Origin of the sequence: Pseudophaeobacter sp. (genome assembly GCF_039971195.1) — a bacterium.
In the GTDB taxonomy this organism is placed as follows: Bacteria; Pseudomonadota; Alphaproteobacteria; order Rhodobacterales; family Rhodobacteraceae; genus Pseudophaeobacter.
On record NZ_JBDWPJ010000037.1, the window covers coordinates 1 to 23,289 of the forward strand.

Here is a 23,289-nt window from a genome sequence, read left to right on the forward strand (position 1 = left end):
TATCGCGCAAAAATGTGCCGAGGCCGTGGGTCATGCACCAATGATCACGGCAGTGCTCGAGGTGGACCTGGCGGGCTATTTATCGCCAATCAAACGCCAGATCGTGGGCCTGTTGCGTCCCAAAACGCCAAACGCCCACCAGGCAAAAGTCTATCACTTTGCCCGTGAGCTAAACCGGCAGCCTGCGGATCACCTGGTTTTTGGCGAGTCAAAGGAAGACCGGGTTGCGGCCTATTTTCACACCGGAGGCACCACCGGCACACCAAAGGTGGCTCAGCATCGGCTTTCAGGGATTATCTATCAGGGCTGGATGTTCAGCCAGGGCATGAGCAAGCCAGAGGATGTGATCCTCTGTCCCCTGCCGCTGTTCCATGTCATGGCAGGGCATGTGGTGTTGGGCATGTCCATACAAGGCGGGTCGCATCTGGTTTTGCCAACCCCCCAAGGATACCGGGGGGATGGCGTCTTTGACAACTTCTGGAAGCTGATCGAACGGCATCGCGCCACCATCTCGGTGGTGGTGCCAACCGCTGCCGCAGCTTTGATGCAGCGGCCCGTGAATGGTGATGTTTCAAGCCTGCGCATGGCCGTATCGGGGTCCGCGCCGATGCCGCTGGACCTGTTTCGCCAGTTTCGCGAAGCCACCAGCATCGCGGTGATGGAGGGCTATGGCATGACAGAAAACACCTGCATGGCCTCGGTGACGCCGCCGGGCATAGAGGGCAAAGTGGGATCAGTCGGAATCCCGGTTCCCTTTGCCGACGTCAAGGTCATGGATATTCCGCCAGAGGGCACAGAACGCGAATGCGGCCCGGATCAGATCGGCGAGCTCTGTATCATGTCCCCCGGCATTCTGCCCGGTGAGACCTATCTAGAAGCGGACAAAAACAAAGGGCTTTATGCACAGAACGGATATCTGCGCACCGGGGACTTGGGGCGCATTGATCAAGATGGTTTTATCTGGATCACTGGCCGCGCCAAGGATCTGATTATCCGTGGCGGCCACAATATCGATCCCGCAGTGATCGAAGAGGCCCTGATGGCGCATCACGACGTCGCCTTTGCCGCTGCCGTCGGGCAACCCGATGTCACAGCAGGCGAGCTTCCCTGTGCCTATGTCGAACTGGTGGCCGGGGCTAAAACCAGCACTGAGGAGCTGACGGAGTTTGCCTTGCAACATGTCAGCGAACGGGCCGCTGCGCCCAAACATCTCGAAATCGTCGAGGCGATGCCCCTGACGATGGTTGGCAAGGTCTTCAAGCCGGAGCTGAGAAAGCGCGCTATCACACGAGTCTATAACGATGCCCTTTCCAAACAAGGACTTGAGGTCCGCGTCGCAGAGGTGGTCGAAGACAAGAAGCGAGGGTTGGTGGTCGTGCTGGCCTCAACTGAGGCCTCAGAAAACGAGGTCGTATGCGACTGCCTGAAGGGCTTCACCCATGATTGGGAATGGCGTTCCTAACAGGACCTATGACCCCCGGGAACTTAAAAAGGTGCAGATGCAAGGCTTGCAGCGGTACCCTCCGGGCTCCTCCCTAGGCCCCTCCTCATGAGCCTTGCTGAGGGGGCGAGATGTTCTAGACGACCTTTACCACCATGCTTCCGAGCCCCTCTACCTGTGCCTCCATCACATCTCCCCGAACAACCGGGCCAACCCCTGCCGGGGTGCCAGAAAGGATGACGTCGCCAGGGGCCAGCTCAAAGAAATCAGACAGGGAGGAGATCATTTCCGGGACTTTCCAGATCATCTGGTTCAGATCACCTTCCTGCTGCAATTCACCGTTCACCATCAGGGCAATGCGCCCTTGATCTATATCGCCTACAGTGCTGGCAGGGTGAATAGGACCAACCGGCGCGGAGTGCTCAAAGGCCTTGCCGATTTCCCAAGGGCGGCCCATTTTCTTGGCAGTGGATTGCAAATCCCGGCGGGTCATATCCAATGCAATCCCATAGCCAAACACATGCCGCATCGCCTGCTCCACGGCGATATTGCTGCCACCTGATTGCAGCATGACCGCCAGTTCAACCTCGTAGTGCAGATCCGAAGTTTTGGGCGGGTATGGAAACTCAGCGCCTGGCGACAGGTTGTCGGGGTTCTTCTGGAAAAAGAACGGCGGCTCCCGGTCTGGGTCGTGACCCATCTCGATGGCATGGGCAGCGTAGTTGCGGCCAATGCAATAGACCCGCCGAACCGGAAACAGGGCATCGCTGTCTTTGATTGGCAGGCCAATGACCTCAGGCGGGGTGATCGCGTATTTTGGCATTCCAGTCTCCTTGGTGCTGCCAGTTGTATACCCTGCAGGCCACGACACAAGGCCGCTGCAGAACGCCCCCGCACAGGAGGTCACAGAATGCGCATTTAGTCTGGAAAACCGACGCCTGCCCAGCATAGGTTTCAGGCACCCAACTGCCCTTGCGGCCAAACGAACGGAGACGAATTCAGTGAAACTGCTACGCTACGGCCCCAAGGGGCAGGAAAAACCAGGGTTGCTGGACAGCACCGGCACGATCCGCGACCTGTCCGCCCATGTTGCGGATATTGCCGGTGAAGCCTTGAGCGATGCCAGTCTAGCAAGGATCGCGGCACTGGATCCCTCCAGCCTACCCGCCGTAGAAACAGCCCGTTATGGTCCTTGCGTTGGCCAGGTTGGCAAATTCATCTGCATCGGGCTGAACTATTCGGATCACGCTGCAGAGGCAGGCATGGCTGTCCCCGGAGAACCAGTGATCTTTGCCAAGGCAACCTCAGCCATCTGCGGGGCCAATGACGACATCGAGATCCCGCGCGGCTCTGCCGCGACCGATTGGGAAGTCGAACTGGGTGTGGTGATCGGCAAAGAAGCCAAATACGTGACCGAAGCCGACGCGCTAGACCACGTGGCGGGCTATTGTGTGGTCAATGACCTGTCCGAACGCGACTACCAGATCAAACACGAAGGCCAATGGACCAAGGGCAAATCCGCCGATACCTTCGGCCCCATAGGCCCCTGGATTGTAACCCGCGATGAGGTGCCAGATCCGCAGAACCTCAGCATGTATCTGGATGTAAACGGCAAGCGCATGCAGACAGGCACGACCGCCACCATGGTCTATGGCGTAGCCCATGTGGTGGCCTATCTGTCCCGCTTCATGAGCCTGCAACCGGGAGATATCATTTCCACCGGCACCCCTCCGGGCGTGGGCATGGGGATGAAGCCCGAGCCTGTCTATCTGAAGCCCGGCGACCAGATGGAGCTCGGGGTCGAAGGGCTGGGTGTCCAGGTCCAACGCACCTTTCAGGGCTAAATGCCCACAAAGCCTTAAGGAAGCAGTGCAAGTCGCTCCAGAAAGAGCGCCTTCACTGCATCGGATTTAACCCCCATACAGACAGACGTCACCCCGCGTGCGCCTGGAGCTGCCGCCAGGGTAGCACCAGAGCTTTCCCCCTCGCAGACCACCGTTAGGGGGTGGCTTTCAACCTCAAACAGGTCTGGATGGGTGCAGGCAATCACCGCCGCCGGATCATGCAGCGAGCAGCCATCAAATTTGCCAACGCTCTCGTAGAACTGCAGGTAGAATTCCGACATCTTTTGCAACATGCCGCCCAATTCGGGTGACTGCGCTGCGATCGAGGCAAAATCCGATTGGGTACAGAGGATTTGATGGGTGACATCCAGCCCTACCATGGTGAGCCGGGCGCCCGAAGCAAAGACCACATCCGCCGCATGGGGGTCATGGTAGATATTGGCCTCGGCATGGGGGGTGATATTGCCCCCCTCCCGCAGAGAGCCGCCCATGATAACGATGCGTTTGACGTTTTTCACAAATTTGGGGTCGCGCTGAATTGCATGGGCGATATTGGTCAGCGGCCCAATGGGGCAGACTACCAGCTCGCCCTTATGTTCGCTCGCCATGCGGATAAGAAAATCGGCAGCGTCCTCGGACACAGGCTGCCCCTTGGGCTGGGCTGCCGGAACATCGCCAAAACCTTCCTTCCCGTGGACCTGCGCCGATGGCGCAAAGGGCGGCAGCGTAAGGGGGATCTCAGCACCCTGCGCAACGGGCAGATCCAGGTCCACCGCCTCCAGCAGGCGCAGGGCGTTGCGGGTGGCAATTTTGGTGGTGACATTGCCAAAGATGGTGGAAAGCCCCAGCAGGTCGATTTCCGGCGCGGCGGCCGCATAAAAGATAGCCATGGCATCATCGATGCCGGGGTCAGTGTCGATAATCAGCTTGATCATAGCCATCTCCGTCTTGCTCAGGAGGCTGGCCTAACATTTCTTGCCCAAAATCAGCAAGCCTTGCCTCACCCCCTCCCCGTTTCAACAGAAAACGCCCACGTTGGAAATCCAACGCAGGCGTAAATGAGCTGTCGATCCAGCCGCCATAGCGGCCAAGGATTAGTTGTTAAACAGGAAGTGCATCACATCGCCATCTTTGACGATATAGGATTTGCCTTCGGCCCGCATCTTACCGGCCTCTTTGGCACCCTGTTCGCCATTGCAGGCAATAAAGTCTTCATATGCGATGGTCTCGGCGCGGATGAAGCCCTTTTCAAAATCGCCATGGATAACCCCAGCCGCCTGCGGACCAGATGTACCCTCACGGATAGTCCAGGCGCGTGCCTCTTTTGGGCCAACGGTGAAATAGGTTTCCAGATGCAGCAGTTCATAGCCTGCGCGGATCAGACGGTCGAGACCGGCCTCTTCAAGACCCATCTCTTCAAGGAACATCTGCGCCTCTTCAGCTTCGAGCTGGCTTATCTCTTCTTCGATCTGCGCCGAGATAATCACATGGGAATTGCCCTGAGCTGTCGCCATTTCCGCCACTTTTGCGGAATGCGCATTGCCGTCGACCGATTCCGACTCTCCCACGTTGCAGACATAAAGCACCGGCTTGGTGCTCAGCAGTTGCAGCATCTTCCAGGCCTTGGCGTCCTCATCGTCAACCTCGACCAGACGGGCGGGCTTGCCTTCTTCCAGCATCGCCTGCGCTTCGGCCAGCAAACGCTCTTGCTGCTGGGCTTCCTTGTCGTTGCCCTTGAGCTTGCGCACCAGGTTGGCCCGACGTTTCTCGATGCTTTCCAGATCTGCGAGCATCAGCTCGGTCTCGATGGTTTCGGCATCTGCCACGGGATCAACCCGGCCGTCCACATGGGTCACGTCGCCGTCTTCAAAACAGCGCAAAACATGGGCAATTGCATCGGTTTCGCGGATATTGGCCAGGAACTGATTGCCCAGACCTTCGCCCTTGGAGGCGCCTTTTACGAGACCGGCAATATCCACAAAGGTCATCCGGGTTGGGATGACCTGCTTGGAACTGGCGATTGCAGCCAATTTGTCCAGACGCGCGTCCGGAACTCCGACCTCACCCACGTTGGGCTCGATGGTGCAGAACGGAAAATTCGCCGCCTGCGCCGATGCGGTTTTGGTCAATGCGTTGAACAAAGTCGACTTGCCGACATTCGGCATGCCAACAATTCCCATTTTAAAGCCCATATCGGCCTCCTGATGCCACTTGGGATTGGCTTCTAGGCAGCATTGCCCCCCGGCGCAAGGCAGCTTGCAACCTTGACCCATCGTAAAATTTTCATAAACCTTAACAGGTCAAGACCCTCACGGATTGTCGCAACGCCGTGTGCAAAGGTTTCACACATCCAAAACCCTCCTATCTCGTCACGAGTTCCAAGACGAATTGGAGAAAAAATGAAACGAGAAATTCTACTTGCCGCAGCTGTGATCGCAGGCTTAGCAAACGTGGCATCCGGCCAAGAAATTGTTCTGGGTGCAGGCTTTGCCGACTATGCCCACCAGGACGCCGTAGACAGCGCGGTCTTCTCTGTGGAATACAATCACAGCCCCTTCTATGAGCGTAGGTATTTTGCCGCCCGCTTTGCAGGTGCCTTGGAACTGTCAGAGACCGGAGATTTTTTCCTTGGCGGCGGCATTAGTGGCAAATGGGATCTACAGCACAGCTGGTTTATCGAGGCCAGCGTTCTGCCGGGGCTTTTTGTTGAGGGCACACCGCCCAATGAATTGGGATCAACCTTTGAGATTCGCAGCCAGATCGCCCTTGGCAAACGGTTTCGCAACGGCAAAGCCCTGTCCCTGGCGCTGAGCCATAAATCAAATGCCTCCACAGCCGAGCGCAACCCGGGGGTCAACGCCCTGACCCTACGCTGGCATATTCCGCTGAACTAGCCACCAGGCCAGCGGAGCAATGCGCAATTGAGCCTAGGGGCGGGATTGATTTCCCCTGCAACTTTCGGCACACCGGAGCGGTAAGTTGCAAGAGGCCCGATCATGACCCGTATTGACGCAAAATTCGCCGAACTCAAATCCGCCGGCAAAAAGGCCTTTGTGTCCTATGTCATGGCCGGCGACCCCGACTATGACCGCTCGCTGGAGCTGGTAAAGGGCCTGCCTGAGGCTGGCGTTGATATCATCGAACTGGGCCTGCCCTTCACCGATCCAATGGCGGATGGGCCCACTATTCAGTTGGCGGGTCAACGCGCGCTGGACGGCGGCATGACACTGGAAAAGACCCTGCAACTGGCCGCGGAGTTCCGCAAAGAAGACGACACCACTCCAATTGTTCTGATGGGTTATTACAACCCAATCTACAATCGCGGCGTTGAGACTTTCCTGACGGATGCTAAGGCCGCCGGGATTGATGGTTTGATCGTGGTTGATCTGCCACCAGAAGAAGACGAAGAGCTCTGCATTCCGGCGCAACAGGCTGGGCTGAACTTCATTCGCCTGGCAACTCCGACCACGGATGACAAACGCCTGCCAACCGTGCTGCAAAACACCTCTGGTTTTGTCTACTACGTCTCCGTCACCGGCATCACCGGCGCGGCAGAGGCCCAGGCCGGCGATGTTGGCCCCGAAGTGGCCCGGATCAAGTCCTCCACCGATCTGCCGGTAATCGTCGGCTTTGGTATCAACACACCGGAAAAGGCCCAAAACATCGCGTCGATTTCGGACGGGGCCGTCGTGGGCAGCGCTATCGTCAGCAAAATGGCCGAGAGCAAATCGGTACCCGACACCCTGGCCTTTGTAAAATCCCTCGCCGATGGTGCCCACCGGGGCTGAAGCATCACGGAATTGGCATGGCTTTCTCCGCCATGCCAGGAAGCACTAGCCAGATCATTCACCACGAGTCATTTTTTAGGATCGCCATGTTTGAACTCTATTCCCGCGCGGGCCAGGTTCTTCGCAACAACTTCTGGCTCTTCGCCGCCTTTTCCGCCATCGAGGTCTTTGTGAACAATATGGGCGCAATTTCTCCCGGCCTAGGTGGCAAGTTTGTCCTTTATGCCTTTGTTACCCTTTTTTCTCATCGTCTCATCTTGAGTGGCGCTTCAACTTCGCTTGGGGAGAGCTTTAGGGCCGATCCCAATGGCCCTCTGGCTGGCCCGATGTTGCCTTTCTTGCTGCGATTTACAGGCCTCATGTTGATCGGCGCCGTAATTTGGGCCATATGTGGCTTCTGCCTTTGGTCCATCTTTGAGCCAAGCGAAAATGACGTTTTTTTCATAGTCATGGTTTCGAGCCTCCTCCCGGCAGCGCTCTTGTTCTACGGAGTTCTCTCGCTCATAGGGCCGGTCTTACCTGCAGCGGCTGCCGGGCAAGACGCCTCCTTTGGCAAGGCTTTTCAAATCGGCCGCCAGGGCTTTGGGCGCAACTATCTTCGCCTCATCTCCGGCAACTTCCTGTTTACAATAATCAATATTGCTTTCACCCTCGGCCTTGTAGTCTTGCTTCCAGCCACTCAAATCGCCCCATTCGTCTACGCCACAGACTGGCTCCTCGGTCTCGTCGGAGTTTTTGCGCTGCTTCTGACGGCCACGGCCCTGTGCATGGCCTATGAGGAAGGTCAGCCTTCAGCTCCGGATGCCCCCGCTTGAACAGTGACCAGCGAACAACTTTCAACCAAAGCCGCGCCAGATGGTGCGGCTTTTTGCTATTCGGAAGAGATTGCCCTGGCGACTAAAAATTGGTAAGGAAACTTTACCACACTATAGCGAGGGCTTTTCCGTGCCGGTTATTACCAATATTCAGGACCTGAAACGCATCCACGAACGGCGGGTGCCGCGGATGTTCTATGACTATGCGGAAAGCGGCAGCTGGACCGAGCAGACCTTTCGCGAAAACACCTCTGACTTTGAACAGATCCGCCTGCGCCAGCGCGTTGCGGTAGACATGTCGGGGCGCAGCACCAACAGCAAGATGCTGGGGCAAGAGGTGGCCATGCCCGTTTCGCTGGCCCCTGTTGGCCTCACCGGTATGCAGCACGCCGATGGCGACATCAAAGCAGCCCGCGCCGCCGAAGCCTTTGGGGTGCCCTATACCCTGTCGACCATGTCGATCAATTCGATCGAAGAGGTTGCCGAAGCCACCAGCAAACCCTTCTGGTTTCAGCTCTATACGATGAATGACGAAGACTATGTGCGCCGCCTGATCCAGCGGGCCAAGGATGCCAAGTGTTCTGCCCTGGTGATCACACTGGACCTGCAGATCCTCGGCCAACGCCACAAGGATCTGAAAAACGGCCTCTCCGCTCCGCCCAAGCTGACCCCCAGTACCATCGCCAACCTGATGACCAAATGGACCTGGGGGCTGCAGATGCTGGGCGCCAAACGGCGCGACTTTGGCAATATCGTCGGCCATGTCGAAGGCATCTCCGACTCCGCCTCGCTGGGGGCCTGGACCAATGAACAATTCGACCTGGCGTTGGACTGGGGCAAGATCGCCAAGCTCAAGGAATTGTGGGGCGGCAAAGTTATCCTCAAGGGCATTCTCGACGCCGAAGACGCCAAGATGGCCGTCAAAGTGGGGGCCGATGCCATCGTTGTTTCCAACCACGGCGGGCGTCAGCTGGATGGGGCGCTCAGCTCTATCCGGATGCTGCCACAGATCATGGATGCGGTTGGTGGCGAGATCGAAGTGATCCTCGACAGCGGCATCCGTTCGGGACAGGACGTGCTCAAGGCGCTGGCACTGGGCGCCACAGGCACCATGATTGGCCGCGCCTATATCTATGGGCTTGGTGCCATGGGTCAGGCAGGCGTCACCAAGGCACTGGAGGTGATCCACAAAGAGCTGGACATCACCATGGCACTCTGCGGCGAGCGCCACGTTGGCGACTTGGGTCGCCACAACCTGCTGATCCCCAAAGATTTTGAAGGCGACTGGCAGGAGTGATCCCACCCGACAGTCCTACAGTATCCGGTCCTGAAACCAAATCAGGGCCGGATAGGCACAGAGCCAGATCCAGAAAAATCGATTGAGACCAAAGAAACAGGCATTAGAGAGATGAAACCCGGCAGCGCAAAGCAGGGCCAGTTTCAACGCAACCGGGTTGAGCAGCGCCAGCGGGAACACCAGCTCAAACAGGATCACCGCCCAGCCCATCACAAACAGAAACCGCGGATGATCCGCCAGGGAGCGGAGACTTTCGCTCACCGGATAGGCAGAAAAGCGAAACACATCGCGCAGCGCCGCACCGCTTTGCCAATCCGGGTTCACCACCTTGACCCAGCCCGATACAAAATAAGACAGCACCAGCTGCACCGCCAGATAGGACAGTGCCATCTCCTGCCAGAACGGTGTTGGTGCCAGATGCGCCAGGCTCAGACAGCTGAGGATCAGCATGGACATCTTGTCACTACCGCCGTTATAGGGCCCCTGATAGCGCCAGAGCATGGCCAGGCTGTTCCCCCAAAGCCCCCAAACAGGCCAGGCACCTCCCAGTCCCAGCGCCATTAACAGGCACAGAACCAGCCGAGGCACAAAGATCAACCGATCGCCCCGCGCCAGATGCTCCAGGCTTTGTTGTGCTATGGCAAAAGACAGCAAGATCTGCATCCAGCCCATCGCCTGCCCTGCCGTCAGACCGGATTGCAGGATCTCCAACCCGCTCATCTAGTCGCCTGCAGCTTGGTCAAAGGAACCGGAGTGCTTTCGTATTCCACCTGCTTCACAACCTGCGCCCCTTCCCGCGACAGGAAGACTAGTCGAAATTGCAACCGCTCTGGCCCCGGGCGCAGCAGCCGGGCGACACGCCTATTGATCTCGTCGACACTGTGCTGGCCAGGGGCCTCAATCAGCCGTTCAGAACAGCTGACCAGATACAGCTGTTCGTTCCAATGCGGGTTCCACAGCATCCGTCGCAAGACCTGCCCAAAGCCGATTTGCGCAGGCCGAGGTCGATCTTCGCGCCACTCACTGGTCTTGTCAGCGGAAATTAATCGAAACTCAATGCGCGGCGAGGGCGCCACGGTTTTGAAAAACCGCCAAGAGGGGATCACTGTCGGCAAAAACAGGGATAGGAGATGCAGCATCTCAGCAGACTCCAGAAATGAACACAGCCCTCAGTCTAGCCTGCCGCCCTTTAACACTTCCTTTTGCGCCGGTTGATTTCCTATCATCTGCTGTCGCCGGGCTACGCGGGACACACCGCGCCGACCGTGCTATCACTGTCTTTCCGACTTCATTCTTTCCGACTTCATTTGGCCAAAACATCCCGGGGGGAGGCCACAGGCCGGGGGGCAGCGCCCCCAATTCCGTTCCCCTGCAAACTGCCCCTTGCGAGAATCCCAAATCCCCTGTAAGCGCAGGCCTTCACGTGGAGTGACAGCCTTGGAGGCACTCCACCCAGATATATTGGAGACTACAAATGGCAAAAGAGATTCCTGATCTCGTCGCCGAGGAACGTGCGGGGACGGGCAAGGGCGCCGCTCGCGCAGCACGTCGTGCTGGCATGGTTCCTGGTGTTGTTTACGGCGGTGACACGGATCCCCTTTCGATCCAGATCCCCTTCAACGTCCTGTTGAAAAAGCTGAAAGCCGGCAAATTCAAGTCCACCCTGTGGAACCTGAAAGTTGAAGGCCAGGAAGACGTGCGCGTGATCTGCCGCGACGTTCAGCGTGACGTTGTCAAAGACCTGCCAACACACCTCGACCTGATGCGCCTGCGCCGGACTTCGGAAATCAACCTGTTCATCCCGGTTGAATTCATCAACGAAGACACTTGCCCCGGCGTCAAAAAGGGCGGCATGCTGGCCATCGTTCGCCCCGAAGTCGAGCTGATTGTGACTGCCGGTGACATTCCTGAGAAGCTGACCGTTGATCTGGCAAACAGCGCCATTGGCGATGTGATCACCATCTCCTCGATCGAGCTGCCCAGCGGCGCGCGCCCCACCATCGACCGTGACTTTGTTGTTGCAAACATCGCCGCACCCGGCGGTATCTCTGCGGATGACGAAGAAGAAGCTGGTGAAGAAGAAGCGGCAGCAGCCGAAGAATAAGCTCCTGTCCCTTTTGGGGAACAGAGCAAACGGGGTCCTTCGGGGCCCCGTTTTTTATTCGCCTCTCCCGTTCTTCTGTTACGCCTCCGGCAGATCTGTCAGTCGAATCGGCCAAAGTTAAAAAAGTCAAAAACCCGCACAAACTGATCAAAAAAAGAAACAAGCTCTAGGTAGAAAGCCCAAGGCTGAAAACCTCCCGTTTGCAATTTGCCTGCCAAACTCTAGTTGGGTTTGAGTGAAAGGGTGACATCCGATGAAAAATCGTCTGGATCAGGAAGAGGCCAAGCTGCGCAGGCGGCTTTTGTTCAGAATACTGCGGGGCTTCAACTTTGATGCGCCACGCTTTGGTGGGGAGACCATATCGGACCCCATTCCACGGCACCTATTGGGACGTGATGCGGATTACTTTAATCCATCCCGCAGCCCTCTCTCCCCCGGCAATCTGTCCTCTAGTAACCTGTCGCGCAGCTAAACCTTTGCCTGTTGCTGAAAAATGAGTGACGCAGGCCGACAACAGGATCTGCGCCTATAGGTTTGCCGGCAGTGCAGCTACAGGCTTGCTCGTCAGGCCATCCCGGTGAGCTCTGGATTTTTGCTAAAAAACAAGTCATGTAGCCAGTTCATCAGCAGTGTTAAGACGAGACAGACCATGAAACTCTTTGTTGGGCTCGGCAATCCCGGTGCCAAATATGCCCACAACCGTCACAACATTGGCTTTATGGCCCTGGATGAAATCGCCCGGGATCATGGGTTCTCGCCCTGGAAAGCCAAGTTTCAGGCGCAGCTCTGCGAGGGCACTCTGGATGGGGTCAAGGTTTTGTTGCTGAAACCACAGACCTTCATGAACCTCTCGGGTCAGGCAGTGGGGGAGGCGATGCGGTTTTACAAACTGACCAGCGAAGATGTGACCGTGCTGCATGATGAACTGGATCTTGCTCCGGGTAAATGCCGGGTCAAACAGGGTGGCGGCCATGCCGGTCACAATGGTCTGCGCTCGCTGCATTCCCATATCGGAGCCGACTATGGGCGCGTACGACTTGGCGTTGGCCATCCCGGCCACAAGGACGCGGTAGCGGGCTATGTTCTGCGCGATTTCCCCAAGGCGGATGAGGCCTGGCTGGACGATCTGCTACGCGGCATTTCCGATGGGGCAGCAGCCCTGGCGGCAGGAGATGGCGGCAAGTTCATGAATGCCGTCTCCCTGCGGGTCGCGCCGCCTCGCAGTTCCACCGGGACCAAACCGGCTGGCGGCAAAAAACCTGCAGCGCAGAATTCCGCCGTTCAGCCACAAAAACCTGTGAAGACAGCAACGACTGAACCCGCAACCGATGCGCGCTCGGCGCTGGAAAAACTGGTCGACAAGTTCAAATAACGCTGGTTTCCGTGGCGTCTCGCTTTGAGCCCAGCCCCTCCCCGGTCTAAGCCTAAATCAAAGGGGAGGCATTAGACATGAAAAGACATTTGAAACGACTGCTGCGCGCCTTGGTGGTTTTTGCCATCATTCTGGCAGGCTTTGGCATCTGGAAACGGGAAGAAATTCAACGGCTCTGGGCGGTGAACTCTCTGTTCTCAGCGGAAAAGATCGTCCACAATTTCTCCAATATGAATGCGGCCTTTTTAACCACCGAAATCAGTCGCGGCGCTGGCCCGGTGAGCACCCTGCACCAGGGCAGTGAGATGACCCTCCCCGCCGATACCGAGGCCTGGATCGCTGAGCGTTCTGTTACATCCCTTTTGGTGCTGAAGTCCGGCGAGATCCGCCACGAGAGCTACTATCTTGGCACTGAACCCACCGACCGTCGGATCTCCTGGTCAGTCGCCAAAAGCTATCTCTCGGCCTTGTTTGGAGTGCTGCTCGACGAAGGCGCCATCGAGTCGATTGACGATCCTGTGACAAAATACGCTCCCCTGCTGACCGGCAGCGCCTACGACGGTGCAACAATTCGCAATGTGCTGAACATGTCCAGCGGGGTCACCTTTGACGAGGACTACCTGGACTACGATTCTGATATCAACCGCATGGGCCGCGAGGTAGCATTGGGCGGAACACTGGATCAGTTCACCGCCGATCTGAGCGAGACTTTTGTCGCCCCTGGCGAGCAATGGCAGTATGTCTCCATCGACACCCATGTCATTGGCATGGTGATCCGCGGCGCCACCGGCCAAAGCATCGCCACCCTGTTGCAAGACCGGATCATCGCACCGCTCGGGTTGGAACAAGATCTCTACTATGTCACCGATGGCGAGGGCGTGGCGTTTGTGCTTGGCGGCTTGAACATTGCCACCCGCGATTATGCCCGATTTGGTCTGATGATCGAACAAGACGGCCTGTATCAAGGCCAGCAGGTTGTTCCCGCCGATTGGATCGCTGCCTCCACTGCTGCCTCGGCCCCCACCAAACCTGGCAAGATCGGTTATGGCTACCAATGGTGGGTGCCCGTTGGGGCCGAAGAGGGTGAATTCCTCGCACGTGGCGTTTACGGCCAATACATCTATATCGATCAGGCCCGTGACGTAGTCATTGTCAGTACTGCCGCCGATCGCAGGTTCCGCGAAAAGGGCGTGAACCAGATCAATATCGAAATGTTCCGAAAGCTGGCGCGAATCCTGTAGGCTGGCCAGCATGAAACAGGATCCAAGCATAAATGTACTGGGCGGGGCGCTGGAGCCCTGCTCGCTGAAACCTCTCACCGGCTTTTTTCGCGATGGGCATTGTAACACCTGCATCGAGGACCAGGGCAGCCATACGGTCTGCGCGGTGATGACGGCCGAATTCCTCGCCTATTCAAAGTATGTCGGCAATGATCTGTCGACGCCCCGGCCTGAGTTCGGCTTTGACGGGTTAAAGCCCGGCGATCATTGGTGCCTCTGTGCCAGCAGGTTCTTGCAAGCCGTCGACGAAGGCTGTGCGCCATTGGTATCGCTAAATGCAACCCACCGCCGGGCGCTGGAGATCGTTCCAATGCGGCTGCTACAACAGGCCGATGTCACATTGGCACGCGACTAACCCAACAAAGCTGGGGTACGCCTCACGATTGACCTGCCCCTGTATTTGCCGTTATGGCAAGGTAGTAGCCAGCTGCGGTGTCTCCTCGGTCGCCCATTGCCAGCCTCTTGATCACAACAGACAAGGAGACCGGCATGAGCTATATCGCCATGAACCGTTTTAAGATCCGCCCCGGGCGCGAAGAAGATTTTGAACAGATCTGGAAGTCCCGCGAATCCCGCCTGAAAGAGCTCAAGGGCTTTCGCGAGTTCCGCCTGCTCAAAGGCCCGGCAACCGAAGAGTTCCACCTCTATTCCAGCCATGTGGTTTGGGACAGCAAGGAGGATTTTGTGACCTGGACCAAATCGGAACAGTTCCGCGACGCCCATCGCAATGCGGGCAAGCGTGAAGGCGAAAGCCCAATCATGGGTCATCCACAGTTCGAAGGCTTTGACACCGTGTTGCACGAAGCCTGAGACAGATAAGTGGCCGACCCGGGTCTCCCCGGATCGGCCAGATTTATTCGAGAGATCACTCACGCAGACGCACCAGATCGCTCATCAGACCTTCGGTGCCATTGTGCACGGTCAGGCGCTCGACCTTGCCTGCGATGCTCTCCAGCGCTTCCAGCTCTTTCAGCCGCAGCATGACCGGGTTATCGGCCATGACCTTGGCGGTGTTGAGCAGCGACCGTGTGGCGTTGGTCTCTTCGCGGCGGCGGATCACATTGGCCTCCGCCTGTTTCTCTGCCGCCACCACCGAGGTGAGGATCTCACGCATCTCGCCGGGCAGGATCACATCCTTCAGCGCAATCTCCCCGACCTTGAGGCCGATCTCTCCCATCTCGGTGCGAACCTTGTCGGCCGCAACGGTATCGACATTGACCTTCTCGGCCAAGAGCCGGTCCAGAGTCAGCGCCCCAAGGGTGCGGCGAAAGGCCAATTGCAACGCCCGGTGCAGGGCGGCTTCAAAGTCCTTTACCGCGCCAACCGCTTTCACCGGGTCCACCACCTGGAAATCCGCCGAAAGGTTCACCCGGATAGTCACCCGGTCTTTGGTCAGGATCTCCTGCCCGGTCACCTCATGGCTGCGCAGACGCAGATCCACCTGTTTCACCGCCACATGCCGGCCCAACCGCCAAAAGGCATGGGTGCCAGGAGCCAATTGGTCCAGAAAATTGCCATCCACGGTCAAGAGCCCTGTATGACCCTCGGCAACCTCAACCGTGCTAAAGCTCGTGGCCAGCCCCAGCCGCACCAGACGTTTGGCTAGGGAGAGCGGCAGTTTCAGGGTCTCCCCCAGCTCATGGCGCTCAACCTCCCACGGACCGGCATCCTTCCAAAAAACCGCCCGTGCTTCGGGCAGCAGGACCTCATGCGGTGTCCCATCGCGCAGAACAACCAGCACCTCGCCTTCAGCGGCGCGAAACTCCTGCAGATGCGCCTCTGCCAGATCGGGACGCGCCTTTTGCAGCGCCTCTGTGTAGGGCGATTTGAAACGGAGTTGATTCAATGCATGCATCTCAACTGCGCATTTTCTGCACGGGATCCGGTTTTCACCAGCCCCCAGAATGGCGTGGAACCGCCCCTTGTGGAGCACCAGCATCCGCTGGCCTTCGCTGAGGGTCACCCGGCGATGGCCGGTTACAAGGTCAGTAAGAGTTTGCACGATTGTCATTGTTCTTCTCCTGTTCGAATCGCTTATCGTCGTCGCAAAATGCGAACTCCTTTTTGTTGTCAGGGGGTTGCAGCCCGAGTGGCTGTCAGGTGTGGGCCCCAAAATCTGGGGCGAAAAGATCCGGAAACCCGCCGCGCCATGGTGCCCAGCGAAAGACCTGCGAGAGGGCCGTTGAATCGTAGGCGCACCTTTGGGAGCCTTCCCTAGGGCGGACCTGCAACCGGCAGAACCGTCATCAGCGCTTCGGCAGGGTGCCAGAGCAGCAGGACCAAAACCCAGTCAGACCGTGGTCTGATTGGCAGGGCCCTCCTGCTGGAAGATCCCCGGATCCGATAGTTGAGGACCGCCTACGCGGCCGGCGTTGAAGGCCGGTGCCGATTGAACGGCTTTTTCAAATGACGGGAGTCGAACCCGCTACATTTCGATTACAAGTCGAATGCTCTACCGATGAGCTACATCTGGTGCTTAGGGAGGGATCGAACCTCCGCCTACAGAACCTGAATCTGTCGCTCTCCCACTGAGCTACTTCAGCCAACCAATCCGAAATTCCGCGGCCCTGGCATACGGGATCGGCAGTGCCGTCCGCACCGGGAGAGTGATCACCTCTGCCCGCTAGGGTCCGGTTCAACCTGACCGGTGAAGCGCTGTTTAGGCGGGAAGCATGAATTCACTCAATAAGTTATTTTGCTACCCAACACACCTGTGACGTGTGTGCAACAAAATTACCCACCCACGCAATATCTGCAAAGATCCCGCGACAATAGCAAAACGGCGCCCCTGATTTGGGACGCCGTGTTTTGCAGATGTTTCAAAAACCGACTGGCCGGTTTGGCCTGCTCAGCACCAAGGGCTTACTCCTCGAAGGAGCGCCCCTCTTCGGTGTCGGACATGTCAAAGCCCAGGTGTTTGGCCACGGTAAAGACATCCTTGTCGCCACGGCCACACATGTTCATCACGATGATATGGTCCTTTGGCAGCCCAGGCGCGATCTTCATCACATGGGCCAGCGCATGGCTGGGCTCCAGCGCCGGGATGATGCCCTCCATCGCACAGGAGAGCTGGAACGCTTCGAGCGCCTCTTTGTCGGTGATTGAGACATATTCGGCGCGGCCGGTATCATGCAGCCAGGAATGCTCTGGCCCGATGCCCGGATAATCGAGCCCTGCAGAGATCGAGAAGCCCTCCTGGATCTGGCCGTCTTCGTCTTGCAGCAGATAGGTCCGGTTGCCATGCAGCACGCCTGGACGGCCGCCGGTCAGCGAGGCACAGTGCTGCATCCGGTCATCAACGCCTTTACCACCGGCCTCAACGCCGATGATATTGACGGATTTGTCATCCAGGAAAGGATGGAACAGCCCGATGGCGTTAGATCCCCCGCCGATGGCGGCAATCAGCGTATCCGGCAGGCGGCCTTCGCCTTCCTGTTCGGCCAGCTGCCAGCGGACCTCTTTGCCGATGATCGACTGGAAATCCCGCACCAGCGCCGGATAGGGATGCGGGCCAGCCGCAGTGCCGATGCAGTAGAAGGTATCGTTGACGTTAGTCACCCAGTCGCGCAGCGCGTCATTCATCGCGTCCTTCAGGGTACCACGGCCCGAGGTCACCGGGATCACCTCGGCGCCCAACAGACGCATACGGAATACATTTGGGGCCTGACGTTTCACATCATGGGCGCCCATATAGACCACACATTTCAGGCCAAACTTAGCACAGACAGTGGCGGTCGCCACGCCGTGCTGACCGGCTCCGGTTTCGGCAATGATACGGGATTTGCCCATGCGGCGCGCCAGCAGGATCTGGCCCAGCACGTTATTGACCTTATGCGCGCCGGTGTGGTTCAGCTCGTCGCGCTTCATATAAACCTTGGCACCACCAAGATGGGCGGTCAGACGTTCGGCATGATAGAGCGGGCTAGGACGGCCTACATAGTGTTTCCACAGGTCGTCCATTTCGGCCCAGAAACTAGGGTCGTCCTTGGCTCGGTTGTATTCTTCTTCCAGGCTCAGGATCAGCGGCATCAGGGTTTCAGAAACAAACCGCCCGCCAAAGATACCAAAACGACCCTTTTCATCGGGTCCATTCATAAAGCTGTTGAAGAGATCGTTTGCCATGGTTCTTCCTCTTGTCCCAGCACTGGCAGACAGTGCTGGATATGACTATCGCGCAGGCGTCGGCGGGTAAAGAGAGTGGATGCAGGATTCTGCCGTCGGGCGCTCAGAATTACCTGTGCCTCAGGTCCTGGGCCCTATCTCTGCTGGGCTACGTGCCGACAGCCGAAAGCGCAGCCGTGGTGAAGCTGCTGATCAGAGCAGCATCCTTTTGCCCCGGTGCGGCTTCTACCCCGGAAGAGACATCAACCTGTCGCGCGCCAGTCATGCGGATGGCCTCTGCAACATTTTCCGGTGTTAGCCCACCGGCCAGCATCCAGGGGCGCTGCCAGTATTTGCGCCCGGCCAGAAGCCGCCAATCAAAAGCCAGCCCATTGCCGCCGGGAAGATCCGCGTCTTTTGGTGGCTTGGCATCAATCAGCAATTGGTCCGCGACCTGCGCATAAAGGTCGATTTGTGGCAGATCCCCGGCGTCAGCTACGCCGATGGCCTTCATCACCGGCAGGCCGTAGCGCGCCTTGACCGCAGCCACCCGTTCAGGGCTTTCAGATCCATGCAATTGAAGCATATCCAGCGGCACCGCAGCGGTCAGCGCATCCAGGCTGGCGTCATCCGCATTGACCGTCAACGCCACCTTGCACAGCCCGACAGGAGCTTCCAGCGCCAGGGCGGCAGCCTGTTCGATCGAGATATTGCGTGGCGATTTGGGGAAGAACACAAACCCCACATAGGCCGCGCCCGCATCAGCGGCGGCGGCCAGATCCTGCGGGCTTTTCAGCCCACAGATCTTTACCCGGACAGCACTCATAGGCGGCGCTCAGCTGGCCTCGTCCAGAAGAGCCAAAACTTCGTCTTTGCCCTCGTGTTTCTGCTGCTTCAGCTTCTTCACTTCGCGCGATAGTTTTTTCACTTCGCGGTTCTGCGTGCTGACGGCACGGCGGTGTTTATGTTCGCGAATCCATTCCCAGACAAAGCCAATAGCCAGCCCGGCCACAAGCCCGCCGATCACCACCACAAACAGCGGCAGTGCGATCGAGGGGTTGACCCCAAAGAACTCAGATACCGCATCGGGCAGCAGCTTCAGCTCGACGATGGAGCGATTGGCCACACAGACCGAAACCAACAGAATGCCCAGGGTTCCCAGGACAGCGTAGCGAATGTAACGCATTTAGGCCTTTCCGTTCAGGCGATCCCTCAAGAGCTTACCAGTCTTGAAGAACGGAACATGTTTTTCTTCAACTTGGACGGTTTCACCGGTACGCGGATTGCGGCCAACCCGCGAATCTCGTTGTTTGACAGAGAAAGCACCAAAGCCACGCAGTTCAACCCGGTCACCCCGAGACATCGCGTCCGTCACTTCCTCAAATACCGTATTCACGATCCTTTCGACATCCCGCTGATACAGGTGCGGGTTTTCGTCTGCAATCTTCTGAATCAATTCAGAACGGATCATACTTCCTGCCCTCCCAGATGTACGCAAGCCTTTGTCGGCTAACGACAACTATAGGTACAAAAGCGCGATCTAGGAACCAAAACAGAGGACACAGGGTCGATATTTGTCCTGCAAAATTCGTCAAACGACCAGAAATTCACATTTTTTCACCTTGCAAGGCCGCTGAGTGACGTCACGGCGGCTTTTGGCAGCTGGTGCGCGCAACAAGAGAAGTGATTGATTCGCAAGCCGTTACCGGACAGATCCACAGCTGAGTTCGATGCCAGCCAATGCCGTTGAAACCAGCCGAAGGCGGGATTGGCCGTCCCGGCAGAGCGATCACTCTGTGGGTGGAAATCCGCCCAAACAAAAACGGCCCCGCCAAAATGGCAGGGCCGTTCGAAAGGTTCAGAACCTAAAAGCAGGCTGAAACTTAGTCGTTGTTCAGTGCTGCGCCCAGGATGTCGCCCAGCGATGCGCCGGAATCCGAGGAACCATACTGTTCAACAGCTTCTTTTTCTTCTGCGATCTCGCGAGCCTTGATCGACAGACCCAGACGACGGGTCTTGCTGTCGACATTGGTGACGCGAACGTCGACCTTGTCGCCAACATTGAAGCGCTCGGGGCGCTGCTCGGCGCGATCACGGCTGAGGTCGGAACGACGGATGAAGCTCTTCATGCCTTCGTATTCAACTTCTACGCCGCCTTCTTCGATGGCAGTAACGTTCACGGTGACAATGGAGCCACGCTTCACGCCGCCAACGGCTTCAGCGAACTTGTCGCCGCCCAGGGCTTTAATCGAGAGGGAGATACGCTCTTTTTCAACATCCACTTCGGAGACAACGGCCGAAACCATGTCGCCTTTGCGGTAGTTCTGGATCGCATCTTCGCCACGCTCGTCCCAGGAAAGGTCGGACAGGTGAACCATGCCGTCGATGTCGCCTTCGAGGCCGATGAACAGACCGAATTCGGTGATGTTCTTGACTTCGCCTTCGACTTCGGTGCCCTCAGGGTTGGATTCCGAGAAGACTTCCCATGGGTTACGCTGTGTCTGCTTGAGACCCAGGGAAACGCGGCGCTTGGAGCCGTCGATTTCCAGAACCATGACGTCAACTTCCTGCGAAGTGGAGACGATCTTGCCGGGGTGTACGTTCTTCTTGGTCCAGGACATTTCAGAAACGTGGACCAGACCTTCGACACCAGGCTCCAGCTCAACAAATGCACCGTAATCGGTGATGTTGGTCACGCGGCCTTTGTGGACCGAGGAGAGTGGGTACTTGGCGCCAACCAGATCCCATGGATCTTCCTGCAGCTGCTTCATGCCGAGGGAGATACGGTGGGTGTCTTTGTTGATCTTGATGACCTGAACCTTGACGGTTTCGCCGATCGCCAGAATCTCGGAGGGGTGGTTCACACGACGCCATGCCATGTCGGTGACGTGCAGAAGGCCGTCTACGCCGCCCAGGTCAACGAAGGCACCGTATTCGGTGATGTTCTTGACCACACCATCAACGGAGTCACCTTCGGACAGTTTACCGATAACTTCGGCGCGCTGCTCGGCGCGGGACTCTTCGAGGATCGCACGACGCGATACAACGATATTGCCACGACGACGGTCCATTTTCAGGATCTGGAAGGGCTGCTTGAGACCCATCAGCGGGCCTGCGTCACGCACGGGGCGGACGTCAACCTGCGAACCTGGCAGGAAGGCAACTGCGCCACCCAGATCGACTGTAAAGCCACCTTTGACACGACCAAAGATCGCGCCTTCGACGCGCTCGTCGTCGGCATAGGCTTTTTCCAGACGGTCCCATGCTTCTTCGCGGCGGGCCATCTCGCGGGAGATAACTGCTTCGCCACGGGCATTCTCAGCGGAACGCAGGTAGACTTCTACCTCGTCGCCGACTGCGATTTCGGGAGCTTCGCCGGGGTTTGCGAATTCTTTGAGGTCGACGCGGCCTTCCATCTTGTAGCCTACGTCGATCAGAGCCTGGCCCGCTTCGATCGCGATAACCTTGCCTTTTACAACGGAACCCTCATTTGGGGTGTCCATTTCGAAGCTTTCATTCAGAAGGGCTTCGAAGTCCTCCATAGATACGTTTTGAGCCATGAGGTCTCAGGTTTCCTTTACAAAGTTTTCTGGCCGTGCGGTTGTCTCCGCCGGTCTTGGGGTTTGGTCGCATGGAGCGTGGCGCAAAGGCATCTGGAGCAAACAAACACAAAGGGCCGGAACTTGCCCCGACCCTGCTCAGATTGCCATTCGAGCGTTGGCCGCCCCTATACTGACAGCGCGCTTCTTAAGCGGATTCCCTGCATCGTGCAAGAGAAACCCGTGCCTTGGGCAGAATACAGCCTTATTTTTCTGGGCCAGCGCTAGTTTTTCCATCAGGGCGTCTGATCTACGGTGAAGGGGATGGGGCAGCTCTTCCCGAAGTGCCCCATCCGACCTCTCAATCCATATTGGTGACAAAGGTGCTCAGCGGTTTACGCACCTTTTTGAGGTTCACCAGCCAGTCGCCATTTTCGTCCCGGGTCCCCAGCGGCAAAAGCAGCACCGAACGCAGGCCTTTTTCCTTAAGTCCCAGGATCTCATCGACCTGTGCCGGGTCAAACCCTTCCATCGGGGTGCTGTCCACGCCGAGTTCCGCCGCCGCCGCCAGTGCAAAACCCAGACCGATATAGGCCTGACGCGCCGCATGAGCGTAGTTTTCCTCGTCCGAGCGGGGCAGATACATCGATTTCAGACGATCATAATAGCCCTGCAGCATGTCATTCATGCCACCACGCTCGGCTGCCATCTGTTCGACTACCGCGTCGATGCGTTCTTCGCTGTAGGTGTCCCAGGCGGCAAAAACCAAGAGATGCGAGCCATCGGTGATCTGCGCCTGATCCCAGGCGACGGGACGAATGGCCGCCCGCAGATCCTTGTTGCGTACCACCAAAAGCTCATAGGGCTGCAAACCGCTGGAGGTCGGCGCCATCTGCACCGCCTCAACGATCTGGGCCACGGCCTCCTCGGACACCGGCTTGGAGGGGTCCATCTTTTTGGTGGCGTAGCGCCAATTCAGCTTTTCTAGAAACATCATCTTTCCCGTCATTGGAAGGTTTGTACCACCCATATCGGAACTGAACTATTCAGTTCAATATGAAGGTGGGAAAATTTCTTCCGACGTGACCATCTGGCGTCCCAAAGCTCAATTGGACAACCTATCGATAGCCTTGAACAATCGGAACTCTTGCAAACTCTCGTATTCTTCGGACAGTTGTACTATGAAAAAACACCCAACAGAGAAACTCAAAGAGTACATTGGTAGGCTTTTGTCCGTCTGTGAGGCGGAAAACGACTTTTGGCCGAACTCACGCCACTTCCTTGAAATCGGAGAAGCAGGCCTCGCGTTTGAAGGGATCTATATCTATCTGCTTTCACGAAATGATCTGTGGCGGGAGCAACACGCTCTTACAAAGACAATTCGGGACAGCCTGGCTGATGTCATTGATTTTGATGAGCTTGAGCTAAGTGTCATGGACGATGGCAGATACTCAGAAAGGAAAGCAACTCTCGAATGGCGGCAAACAATAGTCCGAGAGCTCAATGCCTGTAAGCTAAGCGGTGGCGTTTCTTGAATGTTTGCAAAGACGGCCATGCCGACATGGAGAGCCATCACGGGTCTTGACAATCGATGATCTCGCAAATTGCCAAAGCGCGGCTTTGGCAGCGCCCTAACCGCCCCCACGGGGCGGGCGCTTCGCTTTCCACCCCTCGGTTCGGACGCGGTGGCTTTGTGTTAGAGTTCACA

25 protein-coding genes and 2 tRNA genes are annotated in these 23,289 nt (G+C 57.4%); 13 read left to right on the forward strand and 14 right to left on the reverse strand.

What is annotated here, in order from left to right:
* A partial coding sequence (locus ABJP42_RS02945) for an AMP-binding protein (protein ID WP_348338400.1) occupies window positions 1–1,462 on the forward strand: 1,462 nt, incomplete at its 5' end.
* 115 nt (window positions 1,463–1,577) lie between these two features.
* Here the strand turns inward: ABJP42_RS02945 and ABJP42_RS02950 are convergent.
* Window positions 1,578–2,264 (reverse strand): fumarylacetoacetate hydrolase family protein, encoded by a 687-nt coding sequence (locus tag ABJP42_RS02950; protein WP_348338401.1) that lies wholly within the window; start codon window positions 2,262–2,264, stop codon window positions 1,578–1,580.
* 178 nt (window positions 2,265–2,442) lie between these two features.
* On the opposite strand from ABJP42_RS02950, the gene ABJP42_RS02955 reads away from it, so the two are divergent.
* Window positions 2,443–3,285 carry a fumarylacetoacetate hydrolase family protein gene (locus ABJP42_RS02955; RefSeq protein ID WP_348338402.1) on the forward strand — a complete coding sequence of 281 codons (843 nt, stop codon included), beginning with the start codon at window positions 2,443–2,445 and terminating at the stop codon, window positions 3,283–3,285.
* 14 nt (window positions 3,286–3,299) lie between these two features.
* Here the strand turns inward: ABJP42_RS02955 and ABJP42_RS02960 are convergent, their stop codons facing one another.
* The gene (locus ABJP42_RS02960) at window positions 3,300–4,220 is read right to left on the reverse strand and encodes a nucleoside hydrolase (protein WP_348338403.1); all 921 of its coding nucleotides are present in this window, start codon (window positions 4,218–4,220) and stop codon (window positions 3,300–3,302) included.
* Window positions 4,221–4,379: 159 nt separating this feature from the next.
* The gene (ychF, locus tag ABJP42_RS02965; protein ID WP_348338404.1) at window positions 4,380–5,477 is read right to left on the reverse strand and encodes a redox-regulated ATPase YchF; all 1,098 of its coding nucleotides are present in this window, start codon (window positions 5,475–5,477) and stop codon (window positions 4,380–4,382) included.
* 207 nt (window positions 5,478–5,684) lie between these two features.
* Between ychF and ABJP42_RS02970 the strand changes: the two genes are divergently transcribed.
* The 4 genes from ABJP42_RS02970 to ABJP42_RS02985 all read left to right on the forward strand — a co-directional run bounded on the left by ABJP42_RS02970 (window position 5,685) and on the right by ABJP42_RS02985 (window position 9,185).
* Window positions 5,685–6,179, forward strand: a complete 495-nt coding sequence (locus ABJP42_RS02970) for an acyloxyacyl hydrolase (RefSeq protein WP_348338405.1) — start codon at window positions 5,685–5,687, stop codon at window positions 6,177–6,179.
* Between the two features lie 102 nt (window positions 6,180–6,281).
* Window positions 6,282–7,073, forward strand: coding sequence for a tryptophan synthase subunit alpha (trpA, locus tag ABJP42_RS02975; RefSeq protein WP_348338406.1), 792 nt, complete (start codon window positions 6,282–6,284; stop codon window positions 7,071–7,073).
* Window positions 7,074–7,090: 17 nt separating this feature from the next.
* A complete protein-coding gene (locus ABJP42_RS02980; protein ID WP_348338407.1) occupies window positions 7,091–7,888 on the forward strand; it encodes a hypothetical protein in 798 nt (265 codons plus the stop codon).
* A gap of 130 nt (window positions 7,889–8,018) precedes the next feature.
* A complete protein-coding gene (locus ABJP42_RS02985; protein ID WP_348338408.1) occupies window positions 8,019–9,185 on the forward strand; it encodes an alpha-hydroxy acid oxidase in 1,167 nt (388 codons plus the stop codon).
* Between the two features lie 15 nt (window positions 9,186–9,200).
* Here ABJP42_RS02985 and ABJP42_RS02990 read toward each other — a convergent pair whose 3' ends face one another.
* Window positions 9,201–9,905 (reverse strand): HTTM domain-containing protein, encoded by a 705-nt coding sequence (locus ABJP42_RS02990; protein WP_348338409.1) that lies wholly within the window; start codon window positions 9,903–9,905, stop codon window positions 9,201–9,203.
* Window positions 9,902–10,324 carry a hypothetical protein gene (locus ABJP42_RS02995; protein WP_348338410.1) on the reverse strand — a complete coding sequence of 141 codons (423 nt, stop codon included), beginning with the start codon at window positions 10,322–10,324 and terminating at the stop codon, window positions 9,902–9,904. Before ABJP42_RS02995 ends, ABJP42_RS02990 begins: the two co-directional genes overlap by 4 nt.
* A 335-nt stretch (window positions 10,325–10,659) precedes the next feature.
* On the opposite strand from ABJP42_RS02995, the gene ABJP42_RS03000 reads away from it, so the two are divergent.
* From ABJP42_RS03000 to hmuQ, 6 genes are all read left to right on the forward strand, one after another.
* Window positions 10,660–11,289 (forward strand): 50S ribosomal protein L25/general stress protein Ctc, encoded by a 630-nt coding sequence (locus ABJP42_RS03000; RefSeq protein WP_348338411.1) that lies wholly within the window; start codon window positions 10,660–10,662, stop codon window positions 11,287–11,289.
* 253 nt (window positions 11,290–11,542) lie between these two features.
* Window positions 11,543–11,761, forward strand: coding sequence for a peptidyl-tRNA hydrolase (locus tag ABJP42_RS03005; protein WP_348338412.1), 219 nt, complete (start codon window positions 11,543–11,545; stop codon window positions 11,759–11,761).
* A 177-nt stretch (window positions 11,762–11,938) separates the two neighbouring features.
* The gene (gene pth / locus ABJP42_RS03010; protein WP_348338413.1) at window positions 11,939–12,661 is read left to right on the forward strand and encodes an aminoacyl-tRNA hydrolase; all 723 of its coding nucleotides are present in this window, start codon (window positions 11,939–11,941) and stop codon (window positions 12,659–12,661) included.
* Window positions 12,662–12,738: 77 nt separating this feature from the next.
* Window positions 12,739–13,902 (forward strand): serine hydrolase domain-containing protein, encoded by a 1,164-nt coding sequence (locus tag ABJP42_RS03015; RefSeq protein ID WP_348338414.1) that lies wholly within the window; start codon window positions 12,739–12,741, stop codon window positions 13,900–13,902.
* A gap of 10 nt (window positions 13,903–13,912) precedes the next feature.
* Entirely contained in the window at window positions 13,913–14,296 is a 384-nt protein-coding gene (locus tag ABJP42_RS03020; protein ID WP_348338415.1) for a DUF2237 family protein, read from the forward strand.
* A gap of 134 nt (window positions 14,297–14,430) precedes the next feature.
* Window positions 14,431–14,751 carry a heme-degrading protein HmuQ gene (gene hmuQ, locus ABJP42_RS03025; protein ID WP_348338416.1) on the forward strand — a complete coding sequence of 107 codons (321 nt, stop codon included), beginning with the start codon at window positions 14,431–14,433 and terminating at the stop codon, window positions 14,749–14,751.
* A 55-nt stretch (window positions 14,752–14,806) separates the two neighbouring features.
* On the opposite strand, the gene ABJP42_RS03030 is transcribed toward hmuQ, so the two are convergent.
* From ABJP42_RS03030 to ABJP42_RS03070, 9 genes are all read right to left on the reverse strand, one after another.
* Window positions 14,807–15,952, reverse strand: coding sequence for a slipin family protein (locus ABJP42_RS03030; protein ID WP_348338417.1), 1,146 nt, complete (start codon window positions 15,950–15,952; stop codon window positions 14,807–14,809).
* A gap of 390 nt (window positions 15,953–16,342) precedes the next feature.
* Window positions 16,343–16,414 (reverse strand) — tRNA-Thr (locus ABJP42_RS03035).
* Window positions 16,412–16,484: transfer RNA gene (locus tag ABJP42_RS03040), tRNA-Leu, on the reverse strand. The genes ABJP42_RS03035 and ABJP42_RS03040 overlap by 3 nt, the downstream gene beginning before the upstream one ends.
* Window positions 16,485–16,803: 319 nt before the next feature.
* Window positions 16,804–18,063 (reverse strand): tryptophan synthase subunit beta, encoded by a 1,260-nt coding sequence (gene trpB / locus ABJP42_RS03045; RefSeq protein ID WP_348338418.1) that lies wholly within the window; start codon window positions 18,061–18,063, stop codon window positions 16,804–16,806.
* A gap of 148 nt (window positions 18,064–18,211) precedes the next feature.
* Window positions 18,212–18,868: a phosphoribosylanthranilate isomerase gene (locus ABJP42_RS03050; RefSeq protein ID WP_348338419.1), complete on the reverse strand. Its 657-nt coding sequence runs from the start codon at window positions 18,866–18,868 to the stop codon at window positions 18,212–18,214.
* A gap of 9 nt (window positions 18,869–18,877) precedes the next feature.
* Window positions 18,878–19,228: a lipopolysaccharide assembly protein LapA domain-containing protein gene (locus ABJP42_RS03055; protein WP_348338420.1), complete on the reverse strand. Its 351-nt coding sequence runs from the start codon at window positions 19,226–19,228 to the stop codon at window positions 18,878–18,880.
* A complete protein-coding gene (ihfB, locus tag ABJP42_RS03060; RefSeq protein ID WP_009811081.1) occupies window positions 19,229–19,513 on the reverse strand; it encodes an integration host factor subunit beta in 285 nt (94 codons plus the stop codon).
* A gap of 412 nt (window positions 19,514–19,925) precedes the next feature.
* A complete protein-coding gene (gene rpsA / locus ABJP42_RS03065; protein ID WP_348338421.1) occupies window positions 19,926–21,602 on the reverse strand; it encodes a 30S ribosomal protein S1 in 1,677 nt (558 codons plus the stop codon).
* 340 nt (window positions 21,603–21,942) lie between these two features.
* On the reverse strand, window positions 21,943–22,575 hold the full coding sequence (locus ABJP42_RS03070; RefSeq protein ID WP_348338435.1) for an NAD(P)H-dependent oxidoreductase: 633 nt from the start codon (window positions 22,573–22,575) through the stop codon (window positions 21,943–21,945).
* A gap of 187 nt (window positions 22,576–22,762) precedes the next feature.
* On the opposite strand from ABJP42_RS03070, the gene ABJP42_RS03075 reads away from it, so the two are divergent.
* Window positions 22,763–23,116: a hypothetical protein gene (locus ABJP42_RS03075; protein WP_348338422.1), complete on the forward strand. Its 354-nt coding sequence runs from the start codon at window positions 22,763–22,765 to the stop codon at window positions 23,114–23,116.
* The last annotated feature ends 173 nt before the right edge of the window (window positions 23,117–23,289 follow it).